Source organism: Mucilaginibacter sp. 21P, from assembly GCF_019331605.1.
GTDB classification, from domain to species: domain Bacteria; phylum Bacteroidota; class Bacteroidia; order Sphingobacteriales; family Sphingobacteriaceae; genus Mucilaginibacter; species Mucilaginibacter achroorhodeus.
Genome location: NZ_CP063061.1, coordinates 644053 through 659789 on the forward strand (window position 1 = coordinate 644053; position 15737 = coordinate 659789).

The window sequence follows — 15737 nt, forward strand, 5'->3', positions numbered from 1 at the left end:
TTCTTATAGATTAGGGTTAATTATTTCTTCACCCAACCGTCTTTTAGCGTTACCGTGCGGTTAAACACTAATTTTTCCGGGGTTGATGTTTTATCCACGGTGAAATATCCTTTTCGGATAAACTGTACAGGCTTGCCTTCAACGGCATTTAACAGATCAGGCTCTATAAAGGCTTTTTCTATCACCTGCAAGCTATTCGGGTTGATGTAATCTTTAAAATCTCCATCTTCGTTGCTTGGGTCTTCTACCTGGAACAGGCGGTCATACATACGTATTTCAGCTTCTTTGGCGTGTTCAGTACTTATCCAGTGGATAGTTCCTTTTACGTTGATGCCGCTGGTGTCGTTTCCGCTTTTTGATTCAGGGATATAGGTACAGTGTATCTCGGTTATATTACCATCAGCATCTTTAACCACGCTTTCGCCTTTTACAATATAAGCATGTTTAAGACGCACCATGGTACCAATACCCAGGCGGAAATACTTCTTAGGCGGGTTCTCCATAAAGTCTTCGCGCTCTATCCACAGCTCACGACTAAACGGTATATCGCGTCCACCTTCGCCACCTTCAACCTCAGGGTTGTTCTCTCCGTGCAAAGTTTCTGTCTGGCCTTCCGGGTAATTATCAATTATCAGCTTGACAGGGTCAAGCACTGCCATGCGGCGCCATGCTGTTTTGTTAAGATCTTCGCGGATGCAGAACTCCAGCAAACCCACATCTATCATGTTCTCGCGCCTGGCAACACCAATGCGTTCGCAAAACTCGCGGATACTGGCAGGTGTATAACCACGGCGACGAAGGCCGCTTATGGTTGGCATACGCGGGTCATCCCAGCCATCAACAAAACCATCGGCAACTAATTGCAGCAGCTTGCGCTTGCTCATTACTGTGTAGTTGAGATTAAGGCGGGCAAATTCGTACTGTTTGCTCGGGAATAATTCCAATTGCTCTATAAACCACTCGTACAACGGGCGGTGCGGCACAAACTCCAGTGTACAAATACTATGAGTGATCTCCTCAATCGCATCGCTTTGGCCATGGGCAAAATCATACATCGGGTAAATACACCATTTGTCGCCGGTGCGGTGGTGATGGGCATGTTTAATGCGGTACATCAGCGGGTCGCGCAGATGCATGTTGGGTGAGGCAAGATCACCTTTGGCACGCAGCACTTTTGCGCCGTCAGGGAATTTACCGGCTTTCATGTCGGCAAATAAAGCAAGGTTTTCTTCCACACTGCGGTTTCGGTATTCGTTGCCTTTGCCGGGTTCGGTTGGCGTACCTTTTTGTGCAGCTATTTCTTCGGCTGTGCTGTCATCAACATAAGCCAGGCCTTTTTTGATCAGTGTAACGGCAAACTCATAAAGTTTGTCAAAGTAATCAGAAGCGTAAAGCTCATTGGCCCACTCAAAGCCCAGCCACTTAACGTCCTCTTTTATACTGTCAACATACTCAACATCCTCTTTTACAGGGTTAGTATCATCAAACCTAAGGTTTGTTTGCCCATTGTATTTTTGCGCCAACCCAAAGTTAAGGCAGATGGACTTTGCGTGACCGATATGCAAGTAACCATTAGGCTCCGGCGGGAAACGCGTTAAAACACGTCCGCCGTGCTTGCCGGCAGCAATATCCTCTTCAACAATTTCCTCTATAAAATTAAGTGATCTTTCTTCGCTCATGATGTATGTAACAGGGTGCAAAAGTACGCAAAACTTCACATTATTTTACTTAACACTGTCATCCTGGACTATAGCGTAGAATCTTATAAGCAATGGATAAGTGGTACTATTGCTTCAATCATCGCAATTAAGCCGTACAGAAAATTTCCTACATTTACCAAAACCAAATCATCGCCATGAGCCAGTTTGATCGCCCCATACGTGTTTTAGTTGCCAAAGTAGGCCTTGACGGGCATGACCGCGGCGCTCGCATTATCGCCACATCACTAAGGGATGCCGGCATGGAGGTTATCTACACCGGGCTGCGCCAAACGGCAGAAATGGTAGTGAACACGGCCTTGCAGGAGGATGTTGACGCCATTGGCATCAGCATATTATCCGGCGCGCACATGACGGTTTTCCCAAAAGTGCTGGCGCTGATGAAAGAAAAGCAAATGGACGACGTTTTACTTACAGGCGGCGGTATTATCCCGGCTGACGATATGGCCGAATTAAAGAAAATGGGTGCAGGGGAACTTTTTCCGCCGGGTACCAGCACGCATGACATCGTAAAATATATTACCGAGTGGGTGCATACTCATCGTAATTTTTAAGAATAAACATTACCATGGAATTTGAGCATATCAAAGTTGAGACGATTGGTCGCATACAATATATTACTATTGACAGGGAGAAAAAGCTGAATGCCCTAAACCGCTTTACACTTGCCGAGCTGCATGACGCATTTACTGCGGCTTTTAAGGACCCGGCCGTAGGCGGAATAATACTAACCGGTAAAGGTACCAAGGCTTTTGTGGCCGGTGCAGACATTGTTGAGTTTGATGGTTTGGGTTATGAGGGAGGCAAGGAAATAGCACTACGCGGCCAAAGCACTGTATTTGATATAATAGCAAATGGTAAAAAGCCGGTGATAGCAGCAGTAAATGGCTTTGCACTTGGCGGCGGCTTAGAACTGGCTATGGCCTGCCACATCCGCATAGCTTCTGAGAACGCAAAAATGGGCTTGCCAGAAGTTACGTTAGGTTTAATACCAGGCTATGGAGGCACACAGCGACTTACGCAATTGGTTGGCCGCGGCAAGGCTTTAGAAATGATCTTGACCGCAGATATGATAAGCGCTGCCGAAGCGTTGCAATTGGGCTTGGTAAACCATGTTGTTTTTGCAGACGATCTGATACCAAAGGCAGAAGAAATAATAAACAAAATACTTACCCGTTCGCCGATGGCTGTGGCAGCGGCTATAAGAGCCGTTAACGCCGGGCTGGTTGACCCCGGTAATGGTTATAATACTGAAATAGAAGAATTTGGAAAGTGCTTTGGTACGCCGGATTTTATTGAAGGAGTATCAGCTTTTATGGAAAAACGCCAGCCAAATTTCAGTACTCAGCGCGATTGATCTAAGCGCGCTTTTGAAAGCTGATCCTGCTTAGGCCAGAGCTAAACCTTTGTTGAACGGATGCTAAGGCATTGCCCGTTGCATATATAATGCCACCAACTAACAGTCCCTTTAAAACAAGATACCCTAAATAAGTAGCGAGCACTGCGTCATTTCTACCGCCATAAAATCCATTAGCATATAATGCAGTAAGTTCAAAAAACCAGCTCAAGTTTATTAAAAGCGATATGGATAGCAGTACATATTTATTGCGTCCCTGGTTTTTATTGATCAGGAGCAGCGGCAGTACAGTGCTTGAGAAGAGTTTAATATAAAAGGCCCACCAATAATGGTCGTTCGCCTGCTCAGAAAAGCTGATTATCTCGGCAGAGCTAAAATACCCAATCGCTATCTCGCAAATATTCAGTACTGCGTAACTTACTATTACCCATCTGATAATCTCTAAAGCCTTCCTGTTGTCAGTATTAAACAGCTTTCCGGCTAATATAACCGATATGGTAGTTACGCACATTCCCCTTATAAGAAGATTACTAAAAAGATGTATAAGCGTATAAACTATCTGCATGTTTAAATTTACTAATAATTAGCAAGCACTCAACATCTATTTTAAATTGATGCTAACATCTTAATGTTAAGGAAATGTTATTAAAAACAAGCAATATCATCTTCCAATTTTAAAACCTAAAAACTTATAAATCGCTGTTTTTCATCTTATTTTCACCGATTTCTGACACTCGTTTGACTATTTATACCTAATGGTCAAAATTAATTTATTGTTAATCAATCGATTGAATATTCGTGACAATAGGATGAAAATTCGAATGCCATTTGGTGCTTTACTTTGCCTCGTGCTAATGAAAAACAGCACACATTTAAATTAAATATGACCATGAAAAGTACATTAAAAATCGCAGCATTAGTTTTAGCATTTGCAGGTTTATCATACTCTGCCAAAGCACAAACTACAACAACAACTACTACTACAAATAATGGCGTGCGTTACAGCATCGGCGTTGAAACAGGCGTACCTATTGGCAATTTTAAAGACAGTCACAAATGGAACCTTGGCGGTTCGGTACAGGCTGATATCCCTGTAGCTCAACAATTATTTGTTACTGTTAACGCAGGCTTCAACAACTTCTTTGGCAAAACAATTGCAGGCGTTGATGTTCCTAACGTTCAGTTGATCCCGGTTAAAGCAGGTCTTAAATTCTTCCCGGTACAAAACTTCTACATCCAGGGTGAAGCAGGTGCAGCTTTCTTGTTGAACAAAGATTTCTACAATGACAAATCAACTGCATTTGTATGGGCTCCGCAAATCGGTGTTCAATTCCCGGTTAGTGCAAGTGGTAACTTTATTGATGCGGGTATCCGTTATGAATCAACCAGCAACTACGTAAGCAACTTTGATAGCAAAGTTAAATTCTTAGGCTTACGTTTAGCTTACGGCTTCTAAGCAAGATAAAAACCTACAAAAAACAACAATTGAATAAAAAAGGGAGACTTTAACAGTCTCCCTTTTTTATTTAGCGGCAAATTTTGTCTATAATTAAGCAAATAACAATATTTCTGATAATTTAGCGATTGTTTGCGGCGTAAGCATGCAAACTACATTTACCGCCCCCAGATAGTACTGTATGAAGAAAATTCTCATCATTGACGATGAAGTGAACGTAGGGTTATTGCTTTCAAAGTTTTTAACCCGCAATGGCTTCGAAGTGAGCACTGCAGCCAACGGCAGCGCAGGGATGGAATGCCTTAAGAAGGACGAGTATGACCTTGTCCTTTGTGATTTCAGGCTGGAAGATACCGATGGCCGCGAAATGTTGAAAAGTATCAAGTCACTTTACCCTAAAACCGGCGTAATTATTATAACAGGCTATTCTGATATTAAAATGGCGGTTGAACTGATAAAGATGGGGGCGTATGATTATATCACCAAGCCACTTTATCCGGATGAGATCTTAAACACTATCACCAAGGCCATTGAAACCCAATACGCCTTACAGGAAATTGCGGCGAATGATTACAGCACACCTGCTAAAGTCACCAGTTCAAAAGAGATCAAAAAGCAGATCTTAACCGGCGAATTTGTGGTGGGTACCAGCAAAGCTTCAAAAGAGCTTTACAGGCAAATTGAGCTGGTTTCTCCTACCAATTACAGCGTTATCATCCTGGGCGAAAGCGGCACCGGTAAAGAATCGGTTGCTAAAAGTATACACATGAACAGCCAGCGGGCCAACCAACCCTTTGTGGCTATGGATTGCGGATCACTAACAAAAGAACTGGCTGCAAGTGAATTTTTTGGTCATGAAAAGGGATCTTTCACAGGCGCGTTGTATACCAAAATAGGCCATTTTGAAATGGCTAATGGCGGTACGCTTTTTTTGGATGAGGTAGGTAATCTTTCTTACGAGATACAGGCTGCTTTATTACGTACCGTGCAGGAACGCAAAGTAAAACGCATAGGCAGCACCAAAGAGATAGACCTCGATGTACGTATCATTATAGCTACCAATGAAAACCTGCAGGAAGGCATAAATAAAGGCCGTTTCCGCGAGGACCTCTATCACCGGTTTAACGAGTTCAGCATTTACATGCCGCCGTTGCGGGAGCGTGGCAACGATATTATGATGCTGGCAGAACATTTCTTAAAAGTGGCCAACCAGGAGCTTGACCGAAACGTGAGCAGTTTCTCGCCTGATGTGGTTGATTGTTTTATGAACTATCGCTGGCAAGGTAACATCCGTGAGTTAAAGAACGTAGTGAGGCGGGCAACTTTGCTTACAGAGGGTAATGAGATTACCATGAAGGTGTTGCCTTTAGAGATATCCAACTACAGGGTATCAGGTTTCGAACCGGCAATGTCGTCGTCTTCAGCATCAGCTATTTCAGCCGGTAGCGATGCAAAAGAACCAAAGCACGATCTTAAAAATGCCGCTCTTGGGGCCGAGCATGAAACTATTTTAAGAGTATTACGCGAAGTTAATTTCAATAAAACTAAAGCTGCCGAGATATTGAATATTGATCGCAAAACGCTATATAATAAGATGAAAGCCATTAATCTGAAATAGAATGGCGACAGAGGAGCAACAAAGCCTACAGGGCGACGGCGATTTTTTAAAGCTAAGGCACGATATACGTAACCAGCTATCGAACATACAATTGGCGTTAGCCGGGCTTGAGTTTGAGTGCGACCAAACCAGCGAGGACCTTGCCCTTTATTTAAGCAGCATTGCAGAGTCTGCCAAAAGGATCGACAAGCTATTGGCCGATCACAAATAATATTAACACAAAGCGCTAAACTTTTCGGCGCTTTTTTGTTTTATAGCAAACACTAAACTTTACGGTGTAAAGGGCCATGTCCATTTTCAATTATAAGCAGCGTAACAATATTATACTGGTAAGCATAATTGTGCTTGGCTGTTTCTTGCTGTACGCATTAACCGAACTTTTCAGCTCGATACTTGGGGCCATTGTACTATTCACCATTTTCAGGCCTTTCTATTTATGGATGGTTGAGCGGCGCAGGTTTAACCGCGCCCTGGCAGCAACCATTATCATTGTGTTATCCTTACTGGTTATCGTGATACCGTTCCTGTTCATCAGCATTATGGTTATCGGCAAAATATCCAGCATTAACAGGGAAACAATACCAATTGATAAGTGGACACAAAAGATAGACGCATTTACGGCGACCAACCTGGGCCAACCGCACTTTGCAGAAAATACACTGCAAAAGCTTGGAGCATACGCTGCCGACCTTTTCCCCTCGTTGTTAAGCAGTGCTGCCAGCATTGTACTTACTTTGTTGGTGATGTACTTTCTGTTATATTTTATGTTTGTGCAAATGCGCGAGTTTGAAATTGGCTTGTTAAAATATGCACCCTTTCGTGAGCAGCATGCTTTAAAGTTTGCTACAGAACTGCGTAATTCCACCTACTCAAATGTATTAGGCCAGGGCATTATAGCCATTGTACAGGGCGCGCTGCTCGCTAACGGTTTCTGGCTTGCCAAAATACCTGATCCTATTTTCTGGGGTATAATCGGTGCGTTTATTTCGTTTCTCCCTGTTGTGGGTGCGCCTACATTATGTATCCCCGCATCTATCATCCTGTATGCCAATGGTGATAAGTGGCAGGGCGTGGCCTTGCTGCTATATGGCATCCTTTTCATCGGTAATGTAGATAACGTGCTACGCCTTATCATTAACCGCCGCATAGGTAATACGCACCCTATCATAACCGTTATTGGGGTGTTTATAGGTTTGCCTTTATTTGGTATACTTGGGTTAGTTTTTGGCCCGGTATTGTTATCATATTTCCTATTATTGTTAGAGATATATGAAACCAACAGGATGGCCGCAGACAGATTAGAGCGCATACGCGTTGGGCCTGATGCGCCTTAAGTGGCTGCCAAAAGACACTTATTTAATAATTAATAAAACAAATACTCAACTTAAAAATTTATACAATTATGAACGATAACGCAAAAGTGGCAGTTGCCCTGCTTGCCGGATTAGCCGCAGGCGCAGCATTAGGGATTTTATTTGCCCCTGACAGAGGTTCTGAAACCCGCGATAAACTATCTGAATCATTAGCTAACCTTGGCGATTCTATCAAGGAGACCGCCGCTGCAGAAATTGACAAACTTGTTGGCATGAAAGACAAGGTTGTAGAAAATATAATGAACAAAGTAAAGGGTGCTGAAGAAGAGTACCAGGACGATCTGGAACACGCATAATTAACCCCTGTGGCCAATACCACCAGGAGCTAAACAAAAACCATGGAACAAGCTAAAGAAAAAGAACAACACGAGCCGGTACGCCCTATAATTGACCAGTTAAAGGAGTATGCCGAAACCCGTTTTAAACTGATCAAATACGAGGTGATCGAGCGCAGCACTTCAATAGTTGCTGACATTATTACTGATATTGTGATCATCATACTTTGGTTGCTCGCTTTCCTTTTCCTGAGCTTTACACTTGCATTGTGGGTTAGCGACCTGTTGCATTCATACTGGCAAGGCTTTGGTTGTGTAACTGCGTTTTATGCCTTGCTGGCATTTATAATTATGGCGGCCAAGCGCACATTCGAGCGTCCGCTTATTAACATTATGGTTAGGAAGCTATTTAAGTAAGCGCATGGAAACACCTATCAGAGACATACAAGAATTAAAAAGCGAAATAGCGCGCTTAAAAAACCTGGAAGTTATACAAAGCGGAGCTTTAAAAGCACGCTTCTCCGGCCCGGGAGCAATATTTTCAACCGTGCTATCATTATTTCCGGGCACATCATCAACTATTGATGGGGTAAAAAGTGCAGGTTTTTTTAAGCAGGATTTCTTGGGGCTTATATCAAGGTTCTTGTTGCCATTAACGCTTAACAAAACCTTGTTCCGCAAATCAAACTTCATTGTTAAAACCATAGTAGGCATTTTATCACAAAAAGCTTCAGGTTATATCAATGAGGAGTCGGTAACAAGTGTTTGGGATAAAGCAAAGGGTATTTTTAATAACCTATTTAAGAAGAAAGAAAAACCTGTAAAAGTCAAAGTTGAGGTGATCAAACCGCAACCAATACTTCCGCAGGTATAAGATACCGGTTCTGTTGCGAAACACAACCGTGAAAGGGATAAGCGCCATGCGTTTATCCCTTTAGCTTTTTAAGGAACTTGCGTAAGTTTGGCTTCGCCCCTCTTTCTCCCAAATTTCATTATTTTTGCAGCCTGATGGGAAAAGACAAATTAAGGCGTTTTGCTGAAATTGAAACGTTTGATAACGTGGTACAACTGGAGGCCGGGCAACCTTACAAAGGTAAGTGGGCCATTGATTTCTTTAAGAATGAAAACCCTGTAGTACTTGAGCTGGCCTGTGGAAAAGGCGAATACACGGTTAACCTTGCCCAAATGTTCCCACATAAAAATTTTATTGGTATTGACTATAAAGGCAACCGCATTTGGCGCGGTGCTAAAACAGCCATTGAAGAAGGTGTGCCAAACGTGGGCTTTCTGCGCATACAAATAGAAAACCTTTTAGATTATTTTGCTCCTGGAGAAGTGGATGAAATATGGATCACCTTCCCCGATCCGCAGCCCCAGCTAAGCAGAGAAAAAAAGCGCTTAACATCTCCCCGTTTCCTGGAAAAATATAAGGAATTGTTGAAACCCGGCGGCTTTGTTAACCTTAAAACAGACAACGACGGCTTGCACGCTTACACGGTAGAAAAGATACTGGAATTGGGACTGAATATTGCGGCGAGAACAGAAGACCTTTATCATTCTCCATATGCTGATGAAGTGCTTTCTATAAAAACCTACTACGAGAAGAAATACCTGGCAAGCAATAAGAATATCAACTACGTTAAATTCTCTTTTTAACATGGCAGAGGACTACAACTTTTACGACAACGTTTATGATGTGGTTCGCCAGATACCTAAAGGGAGAGTAACCTCATACGGAGCTATCGCCTCCTATCTTGGCGCAAAAAGATCATCGAGGGTTGTTGGCTATGCCATGCAGGTAGCCGGTTCGGCAAACCCACCTGTACCGGCGCACCGGGTTGTAAACAGGAGTGGTCTTTTAACAGGCAAATTCCATTTTGGCGGCAATACCATGCAGGAGCTGCTGGAAAGCGAAGGCGTAGAAGTAAAAGAAGACCAAGTGCAAAATTTTAAAGTACTATTTTGGGATCCGGCTATAGAATTGGAGCTTTAACTCCATCCCTGCTTTTATCATAGTCAGAAAACACTACTACGATAAACCAAAAGATCGCCAAGCCAAGATAATATCCCCGGGCGCGCTCATCATATTTAAAAATTGTGAAAGCGGCAACTACCATCCCAACACAAAGCAATAGCTCTATGATACCATGTACTTTTAATGGTATAGCCCTAAACATGCCGAAGCTATAATTGGTAACGATTGTAAGCAACATCTGCACCACCGCCAAAGTGTAAACCTGCGCACTGGTTTCGCTGGTCATGCTGAATGCCACTGGCGACATGAACAGGAAAATGATGAGCATGTAGTCAATAATGCCATGTAATTTGGGGGAGATCAACTTCATTGTACGCGTTTTGCGTACATACGCAGAAATCAGGCCATGCAGATTGTATTACTCATATTAGTTGTAATAACTCCATGCGGTTACCAAACGGATCAATAAAAGCAAAGCGTTTGCGGCCGGGAATAACGGGTTCTTCAACTATTTCGATATTGTTTTCTTGTAATAGTTGGCGTGCAACATCAACATCCTCAACTTCAAAAGCGGTGTGCCTTATGCTGTGTGGCAAAGCAGGTTCAACACCGATGTGCAGTTGCACGTTGCCTATGTTAAACCAATAACCGGCTGATGAAAATAAGTGATCGGGGCGATCTATCAATTCCAGCCCTAAAATATCGGCATAAAATATTTTTGCTTCTTCCAACCTTTCGGGTGGAACACAAACGTGGAAGTGATCGAGGCGTTTAAATTGGACCATTATGCGTCGTGCTCTGCAAAAGTTAAAACGTAGTTGTTGTTATCAAGTATAGTAAACTCAGTTGCGCCATAAAAGGTCTTTTCGAGGCCTTTCAACACGGTAACTTTATTTTTTATCCTATCAAACAAAGCCTTGATATCTTTAACGCTTATGTAAAGCAACAATGAACCGCCATTGGTACGGGAAACATGGGGCAGGTTATCATCTGATTCATCAAGGCTTGCAAATGTTTGGAACATAAAGGTAACGTTGCCATTTTTCATCATCGCCCAAACCATATGTTCTCCATCTTCGGGCACGGTCATTTCGGTTGTAAAGCCTAAAATTTTATAGAAATTAACAGTTTGTTTGATATCGGTAACGAAAATGTTGGGTGATAAAGATTCCATGGTGTATTTAATTATGCAGTAAATTTATGATTTAAGCTATTGCAGCCAAATAAACATTTTTACTTTCGTATTTAACATTTACTATACCGATAGCTATCGGACACTCACTAATAAAATGGGACAATTAATAAACGATTTTGAAGCCTATCGTACCAAAATGAACGACAGGATAATGGAGACCGCCAATACCAACATCAAACGCTTTTTTGCGCTGGATACTACCACTTATGCTGATGGTGCCCTGGATGTAAAGACCAAGGAAATGCTGGGGCTGGTTGCCTCAATGGTTCTTCGCTGCGACGACTGTATAAAGTATCACTTGGGCAAATGCCATGAAGCAGGCGTAAAGCACGATGAAATGAACGAAGTATTCATGATAGCGAATCTTGTAGGCGGCTCAATTGTGATCCCTCACTACCGAAGAGCGGTTGAGTATTGGGATGAGTTAAATGGTTTATAACTTTCACTATGTCATTGCGAGCGATAGCGCGGACAACCGACCGTAGGGAGCTCATTGATACCATATTCTTAAAGGTATACACATCAATAATCTCAGCATATCTACTTGTACTCTGAGATTGCCACGTCGCTACGCTCTCGCAATGACATATAAATATATTGTATGTCAATTAAAGAACTAACCCGCTGCTCCTGGTGCGGTACCGACCCATTATACATGGAATACCATGACAAAGAATGGGGTAAAACCGTTCACGACGATAAAATATTCTTTGAGTTTCTAACCCTTGAGGCTGCGCAAGCAGGCCTAAGTTGGATCACCATATTGCGTAGGCGCGATAACTACAGGAAAGCTTTCGCCGGTTTCGATGTAAAAAAAGTTGCCGCCTTTACCGACAAGGATAAGGAACGTTTGCTCAATGATGCAGGCATAATCCGTAACCGGTTAAAGATCAGTTCGGCTATCCGCAACGCCCAGCTGTTCATCGATATACAGAAAGAGTTTGGCTCTTTTGATAAATACTTGTATAGTTTTATGCCTGATGGTAAACCTGTAACCGCCTATACCGGCCCTCATGTAAGCACGCCCGAGTCTGACGCCATTGCCAAAGACATGAAAAAGCGCGGCTTCAAATTCTTCGGCACCACCATCTGCTACGCCTTTATGCAGGCCACCGGCATGGTGAATGATCACGTGCCTGAGTGTAGCTTTAGATAATGATAGCTATAATAAGCCCTCTTGTGCTAAGTGCCACGTCCATGTAGTTAACTTACCTGATCTACGCTACGCTGGACCACCCTCTCTGCTGCAAGCAGCAAAGAGGGTAAGAGAAAAATATAAGCTAAAACAGCCCCCCTCTTTACGCTTGCGTAGAGAGGGGTGACGAAGCGTAGCGATGTCGGGGGGAGTCGATGTAAACGCGATTTCTACAACACGCTCTCAAATAATCTTGAACAAAACCGTGTTCAGCATTTCTTATTCGGTGTTCGATATTAATCCCATGAAATTGTACTTTTGATACATCGGTGAAATCGATCCAACAATCGGTGCATCCAGAAAATAATCATGAAAAAGCTATTCCTTTTAGACGGTATGGCCCTGATATACCGGGCCCATTTTGCGTTAAGTAAAAGTCCGCGTTTTACATCGGGCGGTTTAAACACCTCTGCTGTAATGGGTTTTACCAACACGTTGCTCGATGTTCTGAAAAAGGAAAAACCCACTCACATGGCGGTAGTATTTGACACCGATGCACCAACCGAGCGCCATACCGATTACGTTCATTATAAAGCACACCGCGAAGCGATGCCCGAGGACCTGGCCAAAGCGATGCCGTATATATTTAACGTAGTGCTGGGTTTTAATATTCCACTGATCACTTCTGACGGTTACGAGGCCGACGATATTATAGGCACCCTTGCCAAAAAAGCTGAGGCTAAAGGCTACCAGGTATACTGTATGACGCCCGATAAGGATTTTGCGCAGTTGGTATCAGAGAACATCCGTATCTACAAACCGGCCCGTATGGGTAACGATATGGAGATATTGGGCGTTGAAGAAGTTTGTAAAAAATGGGAGGTTGAACGCGTAGAACAGGTTATAGATATCCTCGGCCTTTGGGGCGATGCAGTGGATAATATCCCCGGCATACCGGGCATTGGCGAGAAAACTGCGAAAGCACTGATCAAGCAATATGGCTCCATGGAGAACATTATTGCCCACAGCCATGAGTTGAAGGGTAAGTTGAAAGAGAACGTGGAAACTTACGCCGAGCAAGGCCTCCTTTCAAAAAAATTAGCAACTATTCTGTTAAACGTTCCTGTGGAACTGGATGAGGCCGGCCTGGAAATGTGCGCCCCAAGCAAAGACCTGCTGGAGCCGCTTTTTGCCGAGCTGGAGTTCCGTACGCTGGGCCGCCGGGTGTTTGGCGACGATTTCAGTATTACTGAAACCCGTGCCACATCCGTACAAACCGATCTGTTTGGCAACCCTGTTGCTGGTGGCCGTACACTGGAGGTTGAAGTTCAGGACATTTATGATCCGCCTGCACCGGTTGAGATCAAGAACATCAATACCATTGAGCACGAATACATACTGGCCGATACGTTTGAAAAACGCGCCGAACTGATCGATATACTTAAAGCGCAAAAGCACATTTGCTTTGACACTGAAACCACAGGTACCGATGCCAACTTCTGCGAGTTGGTAGGCCTGTCGTTCGCAGTGAAACATCACCAGGCATGGTACGTGCCGGTACCTCATGATGAAGCCGAGACCAAAAAAATAGTTGCTGAATTTAAATCTGTATTTGAGGATGCTAACATTGGCAAAACAGGCCAGAACCTCAAGTTCGACATCCTGATGCTGAAATGGTATGATGTGGAAATGAAAGGCGACCTCTTTGATACCATGATGGCGCATTACGTTATCGACCCGGATACCCGCCACAATATGGATATTCTGTCTGAAAATTACCTGAGCTACAAACCGGTTTCAATTACTGAGTTGATAGGTCCTAAAGGCAAGAATCAGGGTAACATGCGCGATGTGGAGATCGAAAAAATAAAAGATTACGCTGCAGAAGATGCCGATGTAACTTTGCAGCTCCGCACCGTTTTTGAGCCTAAGATAAAAGAAGTGGAGGCCGAAAAACTGCTTCATGAAATAGAGAACCCGCTTATATATGTATTGGCCGATATAGAACACGAAGGCGTTAAAATTGATAACGATACACTGCGCGAATTCTCCAAAGAACTGGAAACCGATATTGCCAAACTGGAAAAAACAGTTTATGAAAAGGCTGGCGTGCGTTTCAACATTGCATCGCCAAAGCAATTGGGCGAGGTATTGTTCGAAAAGCTGATGCTTGATCCCAAAGCCAAGAAAACCAAAACCGGTCAGTACCAAACCGGCGAGGATGTGCTGATGGCCTTGGCTGCGAAGAGCGACATTGTAAGAGATATATTAGATTTCCGCCAGTTGCAAAAGCTGAAATCAACATATGTAGACGCGCTGCCAACTATGGTGAATGCCAAAACTGGTCGTGTGCATACCTCATATAACCAAGCTGTGGCCGCAACCGGCAGGTTAAGTTCAACTAATCCTAACCTGCAGAACATACCTATCCGCACCGAGCGTGGCCGCGAGGTGCGCAAGGCCTTTATCCCAAGAGATGAGAACCACATCATTGTATCTGCAGATTATTCGCAGATAGAGCTGCGCATTATTGCTGAGATAAGCAAGGACCCTAACATGCGCCAGGCTTTTATCGATAATGTGGATATCCACACCGCTACTGCCGCCAAAGTTTATGGTGTTGCTTTAGAAGACGTGGATAGCACGCAGCGCCGCAACGCCAAGGCCGTTAACTTCGGTATTATTTACGGGCAGTCGGCATTTGGTCTATCGCAAAACCTGGGTATCCCGCGTAAAGAGGCTGCCGATATCATAGAACAATATTTTGCGCAATACCCGGGCATTAAACAGTATATGAGCGATACCATGAATTTTGCCCGGGAGAATGGTTACGTAACCACCCTGATGGGCCGCCGCCGTTACTTGAGGGATATCAATTCGGCCAATGCTACCGTACGTGGTTTTGCCGAACGAAATGCCATCAACGCACCGATACAAGGCTCTGCAGCGGATATGATCAAGATAGCCATGATCAATATTCACCGCGAAATGAAGTCCAAAAACCTGCAATCAAAAATGACCATGCAGGTGCATGATGAGTTGGTTTTCGACGTGCTAAAAAGCGAGCTGGATATCATCAAACCTATCGTCACCGAAAACATGAAGAACGCTATTAAAACCGAAGTACCGATTATGGTGGAGATAGGCACGGGACTTAACTGGCTGGAGGCACATTAATTATTCTGAGCAAATGATGAAGGATTGCTCCTAACGGAGCAAAATTCGTTTCTTATATATTTCCTACAAAGCGGTAGTCCCTACGGGACAGATTTGGCAATGGGTGTAAGTAGATAATCTCAAAAAACTTATTGTCAGTCATATCTCGTTAGAGATTGCCACATCGCAACAAATGGATTTCTCTACAAAGCGGTAGTCCCTACGGGACAGATTTGGCTATGGGTATAAATAGGTGACCAAGCCTACCAAATCATTTGCTTGGCATACCTCATTAGAGGTTACCGCTTTGTAGCAAAAAACAAATACAGAAGCTTTTGCCTCGTAGAGGCTACCCGCAACCAGTGAAATGCATTAGACAGTAATTTTTCAATTGCATTTCTTCCCAATTACCCCCAACTTCGCAGTCCTGGTATTTTGAAATTGCATCGGTGCAATCCTCAAATAATCGGCGAAATCAC

19 protein-coding genes are annotated in these 15737 nt (G+C 43.6%); 14 read left to right on the forward strand and 5 right to left on the reverse strand.

Features of this window, described 5'->3' with window-relative positions; all coding sequences use genetic code 11:
• Positions 1-20: 20 nt before the first annotated feature.
• Positions 21-1679 carry a glutamine--tRNA ligase/YqeY domain fusion protein gene (locus INP83_RS02730; protein WP_219126209.1) on the reverse strand — a complete coding sequence of 553 codons (1659 nt, stop codon included), beginning with the start codon at positions 1677-1679 and terminating at the stop codon, positions 21-23.
• 176 nt (positions 1680-1855) lie between these two features.
• Between INP83_RS02730 and INP83_RS02735 the strand changes: the two genes are divergently transcribed.
• Both INP83_RS02735 and INP83_RS02740 read left to right on the forward strand, forming a co-directional pair.
• Positions 1856-2272 carry a cobalamin B12-binding domain-containing protein gene (locus INP83_RS02735; protein ID WP_146273118.1) on the forward strand — a complete coding sequence of 139 codons (417 nt, stop codon included), beginning with the start codon at positions 1856-1858 and terminating at the stop codon, positions 2270-2272.
• Between the two features lie 14 nt (positions 2273-2286).
• Positions 2287-3075 (forward strand): enoyl-CoA hydratase/isomerase family protein, encoded by a 789-nt coding sequence (locus tag INP83_RS02740; RefSeq protein ID WP_219126210.1) that lies wholly within the window; start codon positions 2287-2289, stop codon positions 3073-3075.
• A 1-nt stretch (position 3076) separates the two neighbouring features.
• On the opposite strand, the gene INP83_RS02745 is transcribed toward INP83_RS02740, so the two are convergent.
• Positions 3077-3640, reverse strand: a complete 564-nt coding sequence (locus INP83_RS02745; RefSeq protein WP_219126211.1) for a hypothetical protein — start codon at positions 3638-3640, stop codon at positions 3077-3079.
• Positions 3641-3964: 324 nt separating this feature from the next.
• Here INP83_RS02745 and INP83_RS02750 point away from each other — a divergent pair, with 324 nt between their 5' ends.
• From INP83_RS02750 to INP83_RS02790, 9 genes are all read left to right on the forward strand, one after another.
• Complete coding sequence (locus INP83_RS02750; RefSeq protein WP_146273121.1) at positions 3965-4531, forward strand: hypothetical protein; 567 nt, start codon at positions 3965-3967, stop codon at positions 4529-4531.
• Positions 4532-4712: 181 nt separating this feature from the next.
• On the forward strand, positions 4713-6149 hold the full coding sequence (locus INP83_RS02755) for a sigma-54 dependent transcriptional regulator (protein ID WP_219126212.1): 1437 nt from the start codon (positions 4713-4715) through the stop codon (positions 6147-6149).
• 1 nt (position 6150) lies between these two features.
• The gene (locus tag INP83_RS02760) at positions 6151-6360 is read left to right on the forward strand and encodes a histidine kinase dimerization/phospho-acceptor domain-containing protein (RefSeq protein ID WP_219126213.1); all 210 of its coding nucleotides are present in this window, start codon (positions 6151-6153) and stop codon (positions 6358-6360) included.
• Between the two features lie 76 nt (positions 6361-6436).
• Positions 6437-7483 carry an AI-2E family transporter gene (locus INP83_RS02765; protein ID WP_146273124.1) on the forward strand — a complete coding sequence of 349 codons (1047 nt, stop codon included), beginning with the start codon at positions 6437-6439 and terminating at the stop codon, positions 7481-7483.
• Positions 7484-7551: 68 nt separating this feature from the next.
• Positions 7552-7818, forward strand: coding sequence for a YtxH domain-containing protein (locus INP83_RS02770; protein ID WP_146273125.1), 267 nt, complete (start codon positions 7552-7554; stop codon positions 7816-7818).
• A gap of 42 nt (positions 7819-7860) precedes the next feature.
• Positions 7861-8214, forward strand: coding sequence for a phage holin family protein (locus INP83_RS02775; protein WP_146273126.1), 354 nt, complete (start codon positions 7861-7863; stop codon positions 8212-8214).
• A gap of 4 nt (positions 8215-8218) precedes the next feature.
• On the forward strand, positions 8219-8671 hold the full coding sequence (locus INP83_RS02780; RefSeq protein WP_146273127.1) for a hypothetical protein: 453 nt from the start codon (positions 8219-8221) through the stop codon (positions 8669-8671).
• A 134-nt stretch (positions 8672-8805) separates the two neighbouring features.
• Positions 8806-9453: a tRNA (guanosine(46)-N7)-methyltransferase TrmB gene (gene trmB / locus INP83_RS02785; protein ID WP_219126214.1), complete on the forward strand. Its 648-nt coding sequence runs from the start codon at positions 8806-8808 to the stop codon at positions 9451-9453.
• A 1-nt stretch (position 9454) separates the two neighbouring features.
• Positions 9455-9790 (forward strand): MGMT family protein, encoded by a 336-nt coding sequence (locus INP83_RS02790; RefSeq protein ID WP_219126215.1) that lies wholly within the window; start codon positions 9455-9457, stop codon positions 9788-9790.
• Here the strand turns inward: INP83_RS02790 and INP83_RS02795 are convergent.
• The 3 genes from INP83_RS02795 to INP83_RS02805 are packed head-to-tail and all read right to left on the reverse strand — an operon-like array spanning position 9771 to position 10946.
• A complete protein-coding gene (locus INP83_RS02795) occupies positions 9771-10142 on the reverse strand; it encodes a hypothetical protein (RefSeq protein ID WP_219126216.1) in 372 nt (123 codons plus the stop codon). The genes INP83_RS02790 and INP83_RS02795 overlap by 20 nt on opposite strands.
• 52 nt (positions 10143-10194) lie before the next feature.
• Complete coding sequence (locus INP83_RS02800) at positions 10195-10557, reverse strand: VOC family protein (protein WP_146273131.1); 363 nt, start codon at positions 10555-10557, stop codon at positions 10195-10197.
• Positions 10557-10946 carry a glyoxalase/bleomycin resistance/extradiol dioxygenase family protein gene (locus tag INP83_RS02805; RefSeq protein ID WP_219126217.1) on the reverse strand — a complete coding sequence of 130 codons (390 nt, stop codon included), beginning with the start codon at positions 10944-10946 and terminating at the stop codon, positions 10557-10559. The genes INP83_RS02800 and INP83_RS02805 overlap by 1 nt, the downstream gene beginning before the upstream one ends.
• 115 nt (positions 10947-11061) lie before the next feature.
• Here INP83_RS02805 and INP83_RS02810 point away from each other — a divergent pair, with 115 nt between their 5' ends.
• From INP83_RS02810 to polA, 3 genes are all read left to right on the forward strand, one after another.
• Positions 11062-11406 (forward strand): carboxymuconolactone decarboxylase family protein, encoded by a 345-nt coding sequence (locus INP83_RS02810; protein WP_183553441.1) that lies wholly within the window; start codon positions 11062-11064, stop codon positions 11404-11406.
• 162 nt (positions 11407-11568) lie between these two features.
• Complete coding sequence (locus INP83_RS02815; RefSeq protein ID WP_219126218.1) at positions 11569-12123, forward strand: DNA-3-methyladenine glycosylase I; 555 nt, start codon at positions 11569-11571, stop codon at positions 12121-12123.
• A gap of 348 nt (positions 12124-12471) precedes the next feature.
• Positions 12472-15279 carry a DNA polymerase I gene (polA, locus tag INP83_RS02820; RefSeq protein ID WP_219126219.1) on the forward strand — a complete coding sequence of 936 codons (2808 nt, stop codon included), beginning with the start codon at positions 12472-12474 and terminating at the stop codon, positions 15277-15279.
• Positions 15280-15737 lie beyond the last annotated feature (458 nt).